Annotated in this window: 9 protein-coding genes; all 9 read left to right on the top strand. The window is 72.4% G+C overall.

What is annotated here, in order from left to right; all coding sequences use genetic code 11:
- The first annotated feature begins 32 nt into the window (after nucleotides 1-32).
- The 9 genes from AC07TY_RS04720 (at nucleotide 33) to AC07TY_RS04680 (ending at nucleotide 14,707) form a co-directional block, all read left to right on the top strand.
- Nucleotides 33-2,504, top strand: coding sequence for a SaeA-related protein (locus AC07TY_RS04720; RefSeq protein WP_494784474.1), 2,472 nt, complete (start codon nucleotides 33-35; stop codon nucleotides 2,502-2,504).
- Nucleotides 2,497-5,166 (top strand): GAP1-N2 domain-containing protein, encoded by a 2,670-nt coding sequence (locus tag AC07TY_RS04715; RefSeq protein ID WP_494784473.1) that lies wholly within the window; start codon nucleotides 2,497-2,499, stop codon nucleotides 5,164-5,166. The genes AC07TY_RS04720 and AC07TY_RS04715 overlap by 8 nt, the downstream gene beginning before the upstream one ends.
- On the top strand, nucleotides 5,166-6,215 hold the full coding sequence (locus tag AC07TY_RS04710; RefSeq protein WP_494784472.1) for a hypothetical protein: 1,050 nt from the start codon (nucleotides 5,166-5,168) through the stop codon (nucleotides 6,213-6,215). Before AC07TY_RS04715 ends, AC07TY_RS04710 begins: the two co-directional genes overlap by 1 nt.
- Complete coding sequence (locus tag AC07TY_RS04705; RefSeq protein ID WP_494784471.1) at nucleotides 6,212-7,372, top strand: TRAFAC clade GTPase domain-containing protein; 1,161 nt, start codon at nucleotides 6,212-6,214, stop codon at nucleotides 7,370-7,372. Before AC07TY_RS04710 ends, AC07TY_RS04705 begins: the two co-directional genes overlap by 4 nt.
- The gene (locus AC07TY_RS04700) at nucleotides 7,373-8,623 is read left to right on the top strand and encodes an HNH endonuclease family protein (RefSeq protein WP_494784470.1); all 1,251 of its coding nucleotides are present in this window, start codon (nucleotides 7,373-7,375) and stop codon (nucleotides 8,621-8,623) included.
- A 272-nt stretch (nucleotides 8,624-8,895) separates the two neighbouring features.
- Nucleotides 8,896-10,251, top strand: coding sequence for an excalibur calcium-binding domain-containing protein (locus AC07TY_RS04695; RefSeq protein WP_494784469.1), 1,356 nt, complete (start codon nucleotides 8,896-8,898; stop codon nucleotides 10,249-10,251).
- A gap of 107 nt (nucleotides 10,252-10,358) precedes the next feature.
- On the top strand, nucleotides 10,359-11,015 hold the full coding sequence (locus tag AC07TY_RS04690; RefSeq protein WP_494784468.1) for a SatD family protein: 657 nt from the start codon (nucleotides 10,359-10,361) through the stop codon (nucleotides 11,013-11,015).
- Complete coding sequence (locus tag AC07TY_RS04685) at nucleotides 11,015-11,800, top strand: hypothetical protein (protein WP_494784467.1); 786 nt, start codon at nucleotides 11,015-11,017, stop codon at nucleotides 11,798-11,800. Before AC07TY_RS04690 ends, AC07TY_RS04685 begins: the two co-directional genes overlap by 1 nt.
- Before the next feature lie 360 nt (nucleotides 11,801-12,160).
- Complete coding sequence (locus AC07TY_RS04680) at nucleotides 12,161-14,707, top strand: glutamate--cysteine ligase (RefSeq protein WP_494784466.1); 2,547 nt, start codon at nucleotides 12,161-12,163, stop codon at nucleotides 14,705-14,707.

The following is a 14,707-nucleotide window of genomic DNA, read 5'->3' as shown; positions in this document are numbered from 1 at the left end:
CCGCCGACCACCATCGACACAGGAATCCACGAATGGCACTGACTCCCGAAGACCGGCTCGACGTCCTCCAGCGCTGGGCGGCCACGAGGTCCGGCGCGGGCTACGCGGTGCCCGACGAGCACTCCCTCCGGGCCGTCGCGCAGGGTGTGCCGCTCGACGAGGTGCCGATCACGCCCGAGGTCGTCTCCTGGCTGCCCACGCTGGGGTTCCTGAACCACCAGATGCGGATGGGCGTGCGCTTCCCCGACATCCCGCCCGAGCTCGAGTCGCCGGTGGGCCGGCCGGCGCCGGGTGCGTCGTCCGGAGCGGAGCCGGCGACCAAGCCGCTGCCCGAGACCACGGCCGCCGAGACCAGGCCGCTGCCCGAGACGCCGGCCGCTGAGACCCCGGCCGCTGCGGCGTCGGCCGACCCGCAGGCCGAGGCCCGCTTCGAGGCGCTCCGGAGCTGGCGCGCCGCTCAGCTCGCGCGCAACCGCGAGGGCGTCTCGGCGCTCAAGGAGTTCAAGCTGCGCGGCATCGCCCGGATGACCAGCCTCAGCCGCGACCAGGTCAGGTCGATGCTGTCGGCGGGCGAAGCGCAGTTCGCCGACGAGATCGGCGACGTGCTCGACGGCGTCGGGCAGCCGGCGGGGTCGGCGGCCGCCGTCGACGATGCAGTTCCTGCGCCCGTGGCGCCGCAGGCACGGGAGCCCGAGCGCGAGCCGGTCGCCGCACCTGCCGAACCTCGGATCTTCGAGGCGGCCTCACCGTCGCCTCGCCCCGTCGGCAGCGACTCGTCGGCCACCGGGCCGGTGGAGGCGAGCGGCTTCGCGCCGTACGCGCTGATCCCCGCCGGCAACGCGACCGTTCAGCTCGCGGGCGTGCAGACGCCCGACCTGTCGTTCACGTTCAGCTGGGCGGCGTTCGCCGGCGCTCCGGGCGCTGGCCCCCAGGTCGTGACGATCTACCGGGTCGTGTCGAGCGACGAGTTCGCCCCCTACACGCCCGACCTCGCCGACGTCGTCGGCGCCACGACGCAGCTCACGCTGCGCGACGAGCGGCCTTTCACCACCGCCGTGCGTCACGTGCAGGTCTGGGCGAACGGCGGAGCCGACGAGGGGTCTGCTCGTGCCGCCCAGCCCGCTCTGCACGCGACCGGGGCGTTCGTCGCCCAGCCGCGCGACATCGAGATCCGCGAGGACGAGGGACGCGTCATCGGCCAGTGGACGGTGTGGCCCGGCACGAGCCGGGTGCTCGTGTACCGCGTCCCGGTCTCGCGCGCCGCGCACGGGCTGAGCAACCCGCAGTACCAGATCATGACCGAGTCGACGAACCTGGGCGGCTTCGTCGACACGCAGGCCGATCGGGGTGCTCGCTACCTCTACGCGATCGTGGCCGAGGCCGCGGTCGACGGGGTCACGCAGCAGTCGCTCCCGACACCGCGCGACGTCCTCGTCTCGGACGTGCTGGAGCCGGTTCGCGACCTTCGCATCGAGGCTCACGGCGGCGACGACGACCGCCGGTTCGATCTGGCCTGGACGGCCCCGGCAGGCGGGCAGGTCGTCGTCTACCGGACCGAGCAGCCGCCTCAGCCGGGTGCCGACCGCGAGCCGCTGCCCGAGGGATCGCTCGTGCAGACGCTCCTGGCCGACGGCGACCGCCTCGCCCACCCGATCGAGGTCGGGGAGGAGGGCGCCCGCGGCATGACCGACGTGCCCTGGCCCCGCACCTGGACCCGGGCGTACTTCACCCCGGTGACCCTGCTCGGCGGTCAGGCCTTCGTCGGCACCACGGTGTCGCACGCCGGGCCACGGTCGATAAAGGCGGCGAAGATCGTCGAGCGCGTGACCAAGCAGATCCTGACCTTCGCCTGGCCCGAGGGTGCCGCGTCGGTGCAGATCTACGGCTCGGCACCGGGGCGCTCGGCCGTCGACGCGATCGCGCAGAGCCGGGCTCTCGAGGTCTCGCTCGAGCAGTACAAGCAGGCGGGCGGCTTCACCTTCCCGAGCCCCCTGCCGACGAAGGGCTACGACGTGCACCTGGTGCCCGTCGCGTTCCACAACGGCAACAGCGTCCAGGGCGCGCCGACCACCGTCTCGTACCCCGGTCTCACGCGCCTCCGCTACGACCTCGAGGTCAACCGCAACATCATGCGGCAGGTGACGGGAGTGACGTTCTCCGTGCACGCCGTGAGCGAGTCGGTCGACCGGCCCGTCGTCTGCGTCCTCGTGCACAACCCCGAGCGGTTTCCGTTGAGCATGAGCGACGGGGTCGCCCTGACGGTGGCGGCAGAGGAGCTCGGCGGGATGCCGGTGCGCCGCGCCCAGCTGCCGAACGTGCAGAGGGACGCCCCGGGCATCGCCTGGCGCACCCCTGCCGACACCTGGAAGGCCGAGTCCGGTGGGGCGACCGGCTACGTGCGCCTCTTCGTCGAGGTGCCTGCCGACGCTCTCGGTTCGGTGGCGCTGCTCGATCCGGCCGCCTCGTCGCTGCGCGTCGGAAAGGCGGGCCGCTTCGGTGTCTGACCGGGGGCGGAAGACGGCGGAGCGGTGGGCGCAGCTCACCTACACCTCGTTCGACACGGGCAGCGGTCGGGGCGGATGGCAGGTCAAGGAGATCCGCGGGATCCTCACCGAGGCCGAGGAGGAGACCCTGCGCTCGCGCATCGTCACCTCGTTCGAGCCCGTCGACGCGCTGCCGCAGTTCCCGAGCCCCGACGACATCGCGGCCCAGCCGCGACGCCTCGTCTACGGACCACTCGACGCGTCGGGGTCGTTCGCCTACTGGCACGCGGTCCAGAGCGGGCTCGACGGCACGGGACGCCCCGGCAACGTGTTCTCGCACGTGGTGCTCGACCGTCATCCGGCGCACGAGAGCGCCGCTGTGCGCCCGATCGAGTCCTGGCGGCGCGGCTGGCTCGCGCCGTTCGGCCAGCAGGACGTCGTCGCGGCGGCGCTCGGCGTCGCCCCACCTCTCGTCGTCGAACCGGGAGCCGCGCGCGCCGCCGCGGTGGCCTTCCTGCTCGACCCGTCCGTCTGGCGCGTCGGGGTCTTCAGCGTGCTGCTCGACGCCGTCGCCGAAGCACTTCGCGGTGGCCGCCCGGTCGTCCTCGTCGTCGAGGCTCCCGACGAGGCCGCGCTCTGGGTGACCGGCGTGAGCGCCTTCCTGTCGGCGGGCACGAGTCGCCGCCTGTCGTTCTCGCTGTTCGAGCGCTCGACGGGGCTCGACCTCGCCTTCCGGCGGGGCGTGCTGCTCGCGGCCATCCCTCGGGCCGATGCCTCCGCCCTGACGGACTCGCAGACATCGGGCGCGATCATCATCGACAGTGCCGAGTCGCCGTCGCTCGGCGACCTCGGCGGCGCCGACAGCGTCACGGCTCGCGGCTCTCGCGTCGCGGTGACCGCGTGGTCGGCGATGGCGCAGGTCGTCTTGCAAGATCCCGACACGGCACTTCGGACGCTGTCGCGCGTCGACGCCGTCTCGAACGAGATCGGCGACCGCGGCCTCTCGGTCGACTGGCCGCTCGCGATGGCCGTGGCCACGAGGAGCGACGAGCTCGCCGACGCGCGCGAGGAGGCCGCGGCCGTGCTGCGCGACTCGACGCCCGCCCGGGTCATCGATCACGACGGCCTCTGGTCGGCCATGCACGACCTGACCGACGGCATGTTCGGCTCCAGCACGGGCGAGGTCTGGCGCTTCCTCGAGGCGTGCGCCCCGGGCACGACGATCACCGCCCTCGCGTCGGCCGTCTACGTCGGCCGCGCCCTCCGCGACCTGCCCTGGCTCACAGGATCGTCAGCCGCTCCGGCACCCACGGCGTTCACCCCGGTCTCGCGCGTCGAGACGGCGGCCGCCGAGACGGTCGCCGCGATGACCGACCGGCTGTCCGCGGCAGCGGTCACCGTCGACGACGCCGTGGCGGCCGTCCGCCTGGTCGACTTCCTGGTGCGATCGGGTCTGTCCGGCGCCGCCGACCAGGGATCCGAGATCCTCCTCGAGGTCGCCGTCGCGCCTCTCGTCGTGGTCGACGGCGTGGACGTGCCGCGGGCGCTCATGACCCGCGCCGGCCCTCTCGCCCCCGGAACGGCCCGCCTGCTCCGAGAGGTCGTGGCATCGGCCGAGCGCGTCCAGACCGGACCCATCGGCGGAGTCCTCCTGCCCGATGTGCTCGCCTGGCTCTACCCCGAGGGCGCGGCCGTCTCCGTCGATCCCGCCACCGGGCGCCTCGGCAGCCTCGACCGGGAGTACGTCATCCAGTGCGCGCGGAACGGCGACGTCGGCGGTGCCGCCGACCTGCGTGCGTCGATCGTGCGCGAGGTGCTCGAACGGAATGCCGGCGGCGATTCGGTCATCAGCGCGCTCGGGACCGCGATGCCGCCCTGGAGCGTCCGAGAGGCGCTGTCGATCGAGGCCGATCGGCCCGGCACGCTTCCCGACCGCGCCGTCGTCGGAGCCCTCGCGGTGCGCCCTGCGGACGCGGCGGAGATGCTCGAGCTGGCGCGGCAGGTTTCTGCGACGAGGTCGGGCGTGGCCTTCGATGCCGCCGATTTCCGTCTGCTGGCGCAGAAGATCCGCGACGAGGGCGTGGACCGGCAGATCAGCATCCTGTCGCCGCTCGTGCGGCTCCTCGACGATCACAGGACGTACTTTCCCGGTGCGGAAGAAGGCATCGTCGCCGCCGCAGCCACCGCGGTCGTGCTCCGCGGCCTGAACGCGACGTTCGGAGTCGTCCTCGAGCAGCGCCTGACCGAGATCGCCAGGGCCGTCGACTCCGTCGCCCTGGCGCGGATCCTCGACCTCACCTTCGAGGCGAAGGTGCTCGGCCAGGACGACATGCCGGCCATCGCCGAGATCGGCGTGCGGGGCATCGGCGGCTTCCCCGTGCCGTTCCCCGCCACCAAGCCGCGCGACGTCGTCGCGCGCTCGACGACCCGAGACGGCTCGCGTGTGGCGAGCATCCTGCTGCAGGTGGGGCTCGAGCACGCCTGGGCGGCGACAGCCGAGCAGCTCCCCGACGTCGTGGCGCGCTCCCTCCACCGCGCCGACGGGTCGCTTCCCGTCTCCGACGCGAAGCGCTGGACCCGCGACTACCTCGACGACGTGACCGGAGCCGACGCGCAGTCGAAGTCGCGCTCCTCCCTCCTGGGCCGACTCGGCTCGCGCCAGAACAAGAAAGAAGACAGCTGATGCCCACCTACGTTCTCGAGGGCAACGGCGACGTCACCGTCGGCGTCGGAGCCCTGACCGTCCAGGTCGTCGCCGTCGGCGCGACCGGCCCGGGTCGGATCGCCGTCGCGCTGACCGACGCGGGCGCGCCCGTCGCCGGGGTGATCGCGCCCCGACCCGGCATGCTCGTCGTGCCGATGCCCGCCGGTCACAGCGCCGTCCGGGTGTCGCCCGTCGGCGCCGCCGCGTTCCCCGCCGGCACCGTGCTGGGCGTCACCCTCGTCGTCGACGAGCGCCTCCCCGACCCCGACCGGATCGTGCTCGCGAACGTCGACGTGTCGGGGCTCCCGCACCGCGACCTGGCGACGCTCGACGTCACCGGTGCGAAGCTCACCGCCCGCGCTGCCGCCGTCGAGTCAGCCGCGGTGCTCTCCGAGCTCGCGACCGCGGCGCGCATCGCGACCCGCGAGATCCTCTCGGTCGACCGCGTCGGCGCCGAGTCGGCGGTGAACGTGACGGTGGCCGTCGACGGCTCGGCCTCCCTCGAGGCGCGGTGGCGCGACGGGACCCTCGCGGCTCTCGTGGAGGTGCTGCTGGGAGTGGCCGACGTCGTCGCAGCCGGCCGCAGCGTGGAGGTCGCGCTCGTGACGGATGGCGTCGAGTTCCTGCGCCCCTCTGCCTCTGCCGCCGATCTCGCGGCCGACCTGCAGCGCCTGCGCGGGGCGACCCGCCTCTCGACGGGTGCCGACCTCGGCGACCCGGCGCTGTCCGGACGCCACCCGGGCGAGCCGACGGTGGCCTACCTGGTGTCGGACGACGTGCTCGCCGCCGCACGACCGGCCACGACTCCGACCGACCTGCGCCACCCCGTCGTGCTGCTGGAGCGCCGTGCCTTCGAGCTCCTGGCGACGACCGGCGGTCCCGTCACGCACCTCGAGCCCGTGGCCGCGGGCCAGCCGGCCGCGACCCGCCTTCTCCACGACGCGCAGGAACTCCGCCGCCTCGTCCGCTCCCTGCTCGACGGCGTCTTCGCGCCCGGCACGCCCCACGCCGAGAGGATCGCCCGATGACCGCCTGCCCCAGCTGCTTCCAGCAGCTCCCCGCCGACGTCTACGCCTGGATCTGCCAGAACCCGCAGTGCGAGAAGACGCACGACCCGATCGCGTCGTCGTTCCTCGGCAGCAGGACCCTCTCGGGCAACATGAACTTCGAGCAGAAGCCGGCCGACGCGCCACGCCGCTGGGCTCCGTCGCCGGTGAAGTACTGCGGCCGCTGCCCGCAGCCGCAGGTCGAGGCGTGCCCGATCTGCCACTACGCGCTCCCGCCCGACTGGCGCTCGAACGACGTGACCACGATCGCCATGAACGGCGCCCGCGCGACGGGCAAGTCGTTCTACATCGCGGTCGTGATCCAGCAGCTCGAGGTGCTGCTGGGCAAGCTCGGCTCGACCTTCGACTTCGGCAACGACCGCACGCGCGACGTCTACCAGACCGTCTACGAGAAGCCGCTCTACGAGCAGATGGGCATCATCGCGCCGACCCCGCGCGCGAACACCGACAACTCGTACCAGCGCGACCCGATGATCTTCTCGCTCGGCATGCTGCGGGGTCGACCACGCTTTCTGGTGATCCGCGACGTCGCCGGGGAGGAGATGGAGAACGCCGCCGCCGACGCTCCCAACCTGTCCTTCCTGCGGTACGCCGACAGCGTGTTCTTCATGTTCGACCCGCTCGCGATCACCGAGATCCGCGACCGCCTGCGCGACCTCGTGCCGCAGCAGCTGTATCGCGGCGGCGACCCGAAGGTCGTGCTCGGAAACCTGCTGCGGCTCACCGCCGGATCGTCGACGCGGATCGCCGTCATCGTCTCGAAGTTCGACGCCCTGCAGGCGCTGGCGCGGGTCAACGACGTCGACTGGAAAGCCGTCATGTCGAACCCCGGAGCCGCCTACCAGCGCGACCCGAGTCTCGACACCGGCGGCTACGACTCGGCCGACGGCGAGCTGCTGCACCTCGAGGTCCGCAGCCTGCTGCACAAGCTGGGCGCGCAGAACTTCGTGTTCTCGCTGGAGCAGGCGAACCGCGGTGCCGGCATCGACCACCGCTTCTTCGCCGTCTCCGTGCTAGGCGAATCGCCCGACGGCGAGTCGCTCAGCCACTTCGGCATCTCGCCGTTCCGCATCGTCGACCCGCTCAAGTGGGTCCTCGCCTCGCGCGACGTGATCTGAGTGAGCTCGAACGACGACGACGGGTTCGGCTTCGGGTTCGGAGACCCTCCCTCCTCGTCCGACCCGGCGCAGAGACCCGGGGAGCGGGACGCTGCCTCTCGCACCCGCGGCGACTCGCTGCGCGGCAGGCGCCAGGGGCCGGCCGACGGCTTCTCGTTCCTCACCCCGACCGACAGCCAGTTCGAGGATGCCCCGCCACCTCGGCGACCAGGCCGCACCGTGCACCCCGGCACCGTCGTCGGCGTCGCGGCGGTCGCCCTCGTGGTCGTCTTCTTCGCTTTCGGCGGCGGGCTCCCCAGTGCTCTCATCAGCTTCGGCCTGTGCGTCGCCGGCACGGCGCTCTACGCCCTGATCTCGGCGCGGCCGTCGTGGCTGCGGTTCCGGTCACGGCCGATCGCCGCCCTCGGCCTTGTCGGCGCGCTCATCGTCACCGGGGTCGGGGTGTCGCAGCTGGATCCTCAGCGGACTGCACCGGCTCCGGCATCGACGTCACCGTCCCGGTCTCCTTCCCGGGCGCCGGCGCCCGTGCCCACGGTGACCGAGTCGTCAGCGCCGTCGGTCACCTCGAGCCCGGGGGCGTCTGGGGCGGGCGGCTCTGCGGTGGGCGGCTCCGGTGCGGTCGGCGACGAGTCTCCCGTGATCGCCGAGCCGGCTGTCTTCGACACGACTGCGCTGGCGCTCCTGGCCACGCTGCCGGTGAAGGGCCGGGCTCCGAGCACCGGCTACGACCGCGTCGGAGACTTCGGCGAGGCGTGGACCGACGTCGACCGCAACGGCTGCGACACCCGCGAGGACATCCTCACGCGCGACCTCACCGCGACCGACATCGCCGCCGACTGCGACGTCGAGTCGGGCACGCTCGCATCGCCCTACACCGGCGAGACGATCGCCTTCACCCGCGGCTACGACACCTCGGCCGAGGTGCAGATCGACCACATGGTCGCGCTCTCGGACGCGTGGCAGACCGGCGCGCAGCGGCTCACGCAGGCCCAGCGGGTCTCGCTCGCGAACGACCCCGTCAACCTCCTCGCCGTCGACGGGCCGTCGAACCAGCAGAAGAGCGACTCCGACGCGGCGTCCTGGCTCCCGGCGAACAAGTCGTACCGGTGCACGTACGTGGCGCACCAGGTCAGCGTCAAGGTCGAGTACGCGCTATGGGTCACTCCCGCGGAGCACGCGGCGATGGCCCGGATCCTGGCCGCCTGCCCGACGATGGCGGCGCCGGTGTCGCCGTTCGTCGGCGGCCGCTAGACCCGGTGCGGACGACCACAGCGGGTGTCCGCGGACTGATGGCTGGGTCCATTTGCGGGGTCGGGCCGGGCGGCGACGCCCCCGCTCGGGGGCTGTCGGCCGAACCGGTTGGTCTGCCTACGATGGCGTAAGCGTCCCGGCAACGGATCAGACCCCGTCGGCGCCTCAACCGATCACGACCCCCGCTCGTCGGGGGCCTCCCCGAAAGCAGCCTCCGTGCGCCCGATTTCGCTCTGCCTTGTCCGCTCGTTGACCTCGACGGGGGTAGTCCGATGAGCCAGTGGAAGCCGCAGAGCCGCCGCCCGACGACGCGCACCACCGTCATCGGCGGTGCCGTTGTCGCATTCTTCGTCATCGTCATGCTCGCGAGCAGCGGGCAAGCCATGGCCCTTGGTGCCATCGGTGTCGCCGGCCTCTTCACGGCTCTTTACGTCGTCATCACGGGTCGTGCCTCGTGGGCACGGCTCCCGTCGCGCAAGGTGGGTGCTCTGGTCCTGGCCGGATCCATCGCGCTTTCCGGCGTCAGCGGCGCTCTCGACCCGTCGACCTCCGACACCCCCACCGAGGTTGCAGGAACTGCGACCACCACTCCCGACCACTCGGCACCGGCGACCAGCGCCGCGACCGTCGAGCCGGCGACCGTCGGAGAGGCTGCCCCCGTGACCGCCGATCCTGCCGTGTACGAGACCTCGGCCATGTCGCTCCTTGCCACACTCCCCGTGAAGGGACGCGCGCCGATGACCGGATACGATCGCGTCGGTTCGTTCGGGGACGCCTGGACCGACGTCGACGGCAACGGCTGTGACACCCGGAACGACATCCTCGCCCGCGACCTCACGGACGCGGCGATCGATGGCGACTGCACCGTCGAATCAGGAACGCTGGTGTCGCCCTACACCGCCAGGACGATCGCTTTCACGCGCGGCGAGGGCACCTCGACTGCCGTTCAGATCGATCACCTCGTCGCTCTCGGCGACGCGTGGCAGACCGGCGCACAGCAGCTCACGCAGGCGCAGCGCGTCTCCCTGGCGAACGACCCCGTCAACCTCCTCGCCGTCGACGGCGCCTCGAACGAGCAGAAGAGTGACTCGGACGCGGCATCGTGGCTGCCGAAGAGCAAGGCGTTCCGGTGCGTGTACGTCTCGCGCCAAGTGACGGTCAAGGCCGAGTACGGCCTGTGGATGACGCCGGCCGAGCACGATTCGATCGAGCGGATCCTCATCTCGTGCCCCGAGCTCGATGCGCCGGTGTCGCCGTTCGTGTCGACCACGACCTCGCCTGATGCCGATCAGGCGGTGACCGAGGCCGTCGCCGTGGGCGTCACGAATGTCAAGCACGCGGCGCACGTCGCGGCTGCCAAGAAGAAAGCTGCCGCTGCCGCGAAGGTCGCCGCGGCGAAGAAGGCTGCGGCGGCGAAGAAGGCCGCTGCCGACGCCGCGGCAAAGGCGGCCGCGGACAAGGCCGCCGCGGACCAGGCGGCTGCCGCTGCGGCTGCCGCTCCGGCCGCGACCGCCTACTACGAGAACTGCACCGACGTTCGCAATCATGGCGCCGCGCCCATTTATCGTGGCGACCCGGGGTACTCGTCCAAGCTCGACCGCGACGGCGACGGCGTCGGCTGCGAGTAGCACCCACCGGCGGCTACCCGCCGCTGGTGCGGGTGTCGGTGCAGACGGCGGGTGCGGGAATTAGCTAGGGGCTTATAAATTGCAGAAATAAGCGATATGCTTACGGGATGGACGCTTCATCTGTGATCGCCGTCATCGGCGACATCGTCAACTCCCGCGACATGGCCGACCGGGCCGGGGCTCAGCGCCTCATCGAGGCCGCCTTCGCCGAGTCGGGTGTCGAGGCCGCCGATGCGCTGCAGGCCACGGTCGGCGACGAGTTCCAGGTGGTCTACGCGGCCCTCGGCGACGCGGTCGTCGCGACGACGGCGGCGATGCTCGGGCTTCCGGCGGGGCTCGAGCTGCGTTTCGGCCTCGGGGCCGGCCTCGTGCGTCCGATCGGAGAAGGCGGCAGGGGTCCGTTGCAGGACGGCCCGGGCTGGTGGTCGGCGCGCGACGCGATCAACGAGTCGCACCGGCGGGAGGACGCGAAGAACCCGAGCCTGCGATCCTGGTTCGTGTCGTCCACCGATCCGGGCGGCCTGGAGGAGCGGCTCGTGAACTCGTACTTCCTCGCGCGCGACCAGATCGTGTCGCGGATGAACGCCCGCGCCCGACGGGTTGCGCTCGGAGTGCTCCGCGGCAGCACGCAGGCCGAGATCGCCCGCGCCGAAGGGGTCACGCAGTCGGCTGTGTCGCAGTCGCTGCAGTCGTCGGGCGCGATGGCGCTGGTCGACGGCCTCCGCGTGCTCGCCGCCGCGCCCCGCCATGAAGGGGCCGCCTGATGCTCGCCGCCGTCCTGCTCGCTCTCATCGGAATCACCGACATCATCCGTGCGGCCGCCCGGGAGCAGACCCCGGCTCCGCGCAAGCGCGCCTTCGTCGCCATCGCGATCGCCTGGGCCCTGATCGTCTGGGTCGCGTGGCTCGGGCTCGGCCTGCCTCTCTGGGGCGTCCTGATCGAGGTCGTGGGTGCCGGAGTGTGGATCGCGACGACGCGGTCGGGCCGGGCGTCGCGCGCGGTCGGACGGTGGTTTCCGGTGGCGGGTCTGGCCGCTGGGCTCGCGGCCCTGGTGCTCGGCGGGGGCGTCGGCGCTGAAGCGGGCGGATTCGTGGGGGACTGGTACCGGGGTGACCATCTCGAGTTCCTGCGCCCGGTGCCGCTGGCGGCCGTCGTCGCCGGGATCGGCTCGGCGCTCTTCCTGATCGAGTCGGCGAACGTGATCGTGACGTCGGCGCTGCCGACCGGCGTTCAGAAGGCGAGCGCTCCGCCGGCCGTCGCCAAGCGTCGGTGGCGACAGGCGCCGGCTCCGGAGCAGCCGCGACCCGAACCCCTCAAGGGCGGCCGCATGATCGGCCCGATCGAGCGCCTGCTGCTCGCCGGCTTCACGCTGGCCGGGGCGTGGCCGGTCGTTGCGGCGCTGATCGCGGCCAAGGGAATCGTGCGGTTCCCCGAGATCAACAAGGCGTCGGGCGGTGATCAGGCCGAGTACTTCCTGATCGGGAGCCTCGTCAGCTGGGCGTGCGCCTTCGCCCTCGCCGGGCTGTGCTGGGTATTAGCCCTGGCCTGATATCTGGGCGATATCAGGCGAGGGCTTATGAGTCTCGGCGTTGGGCGGGCTGCTCGTCGGGCTCATGCCCGCCGAATCGGCACGAGCCCGCTGGGCGTTCGGAGGGGCCGGGCCGATCCGGCGGGGGTGCGCGGCGCGCGACGCCGGCCGGGCGGGCCGAGCTGCTCGTCGGGCTCATGCCCGCCGAATAGGCACGAGCCCGCTGGGTGTTCGGCGGGGCCGGGCCGATTCGGCGGGGGCGAGCGGCGCGCGACGCCGACCGGGCGGGGCCGAGCCGATCCGGCGGGGCCGACCCTCCACTTCCATGAGGAACCCCCAAGAGTCCTACCGCTGGTAGACGAACCCGACTAGGTTCGAGCAATGAGCGCAGAGCTGACCCTGGGGGCAGAAGAAGAGCTCCACCTGATCGACCTCGAGACGAAGAGGCTCTCCGCGCGTGCGCCACAGCTGTTGTCGAAGCTGCCGCCCGACAAGTACGGGGCGGAACTCCAGCGCACCACCGTCGAGACCAACGTGCCGGTCGTCACGAACCTCACCGATCTGCGCCGCGAGATCCTCGCCCTGCGCAGAGACCTCGTCGAGATCGCAACCGCGAACGATCTCGCGATCGCCGCGGCCGGTACCGCCCCGCGCTCCGAGTTCGCCGACTTCGAGCTCACCACGACGGGCCGCTACGGGCGCATGCAGGAGCAGTACCGCATGCTCGTCGACGAGCAGCTGATCTGCGGGCTGCAGGTGCACGTGGGGGTCTCGGACCGCGATCTCGCCGTGCAGATCATGGGCCGTGTGGCCCCGTACCTCCCGGGCCTCCTGGCGCTCAGCGCGAGCTCCCCGTTCTGGAACGGACAGGACACCGGCTACGCGAGCATCCGCTCGATCATCTGGCAGCGCTGGCCGAGCGCCGGCGCGACGGGCCCGATGTCGGGCGCCGCCGAGTACGACCGCATGGTGCAGGACCTCATCGGCTCGGGCGTCATCGCGGACGCCAAGATGGCGTACTTCGACATCCGGCCGTCGTCGCACGCGCCGACACTCGAGCTCCGCACCTGCGACGCGTGCCCGATCGTCGACGACGCCGTCCTGATCGCGGGGCTCTTCCGGGCGGCCGTCCGCAAGGCCGAGATCGACATCCTCGACGGCCGGCCCGATCGCCAGCGCGCGGCGCCCCTGCACCGCGCCGCCATGTGGCAGGCGGCCCGCGCCGGCCTGACGGGCGAGCTGCTCGGGCTGGGCATCCACCCCGAGCGGCTCCCGGCGGCGCAGGCCGTGCGGTCGCTCGCCACCTCCCTCCGTCCGCAGCTGGAGGAGCTCGGCGACTGGCACGACGTCGAGGGACTGATCGAGCAGACCCTGGCGCGCGGCAACTCAGCCGACCGCCAGCGCGCCGCATTCGCCGAGCACGGCAGCCTCGACGACGTCGTCGACCAGGTCGTGAAAGAGACGCACGGCCCCGCCGCCGGCGACCTGCCGACGACCCCGACGATCCGGGGCTACCGGTTCCGTGCCGGAGACGAGGCGATCGGGCCGGGACTCCGGGCCCGCCCGGCCTACGCCGACGTGGGCGGCTACTTCCGCACGCTCGACGTCGAGGCGATCCGCGCGAAGAACGAGCGTCGCGACGAGTGGGCGCAGAAGAGGGGCCTGAGCTTCGTCGTCGACGAGAAGCTCCGAGGCTTCGGGGTCGACCTCGTGCCGCGCATCGTCACGCACCACGAGTGGAAGCAGCTGGCCGCCGGGCTCGCACAGCGCGCCCGGGCGATCGAGGCGTTCCTCGAAGACGCCTACGGATCCCGGCGCATCGTCGCCGACGGCGTCCTGAGCGAGGCCCAGGTGGTCGACGCGAGCGGCTGGCGCGTCGAGGCCTCCCTCCTGCCGACGGGCACCGTCCGTGCGCCGGTCCAGGGCTTCGACCTGATCCGCAACGAGTTCGGCGGCTGGCGCGTGCTCGAAGACAACGTCCGCAGCCCGAGCGGCGCCGCCTACGCCGTCGCCGTCCGCCATCTCCTCGACGAGGTCGTGCCCGAGGCGCCCCGCCCGGCCGGACTCCTGAACCCCGAGACGGTCTTCGCCCTGCTGCGCGAGACGCTCCTCGCTCACAGCACGAACCCCGAGCCGGTGGGCGCCGTCCTGAGCAGCGGGCCCGGCAGCGGCGCCTGGTTCGAGCACCAGGCCCTGGCCGAGGGCGCCGGACTGCTCCTGGTCACCGCCGACGACCTCGCAGTCGACGGCCACCGCGTGCGGCACGCGGCGACGGGCGAGGTCATCGACGCGCTCTACCTCCGCATGGACGGCGAGGTGCTGGAACTGGCAACCCCCGCCGACCCCGACCTCGGCGCGCGCATCATCGACGTCGCCGCCACCGGCGACGTCTTCCTCGCCAACGCGCCGGGCAACGGCCTCGCCGACGACAAGGCCATGTACGTCGCGGTGCCCGACCTGATCGAGTACTACCTCGACGAGAAGCCGAAGCTCGAGTCGGTGCCGACGTATCGGCTGAGCGACGAGGCCGAGAAGCTGAGCGTGCTCGACCGCGTCGGCGAGCTCGTCACGAAGCCGGTCGACGGCGAGGGCGGCCACGGCGTGCTGATCGGGCCGAGCGCGAACGCGGCCGAGGTCGCGGCGCGCCGCGCGGAGATCGCCGCCGACCCGGCCCGCTGGGTGGCTCAGGAGGTCGTGACGCTCTCGTCGCACCCGACCCTGACGGCGACCGGCCTCGAGCCGCGCCACGTCGACCTCCGCGCCTTCGTCTACCTGACCGGGGTCGGGCCGACGCAGGCGCGCCTGGCCGACTTCGCCCTGACCCGGGTGGCGCCCGAGGGCAGCATGGTCGTCAACTCGTCGCGGGGCGGCGGCGCGAAAGACACCTGGATCATCGGGCCGGACGCCGGCTCCGACGGGGAGGCCTGA

The organism is Frondihabitans sp. GW821-FHT04F02, assembly GCF_059420045.1.
This window is presented reverse-complemented; position numbering and strand designations above follow the sequence as displayed.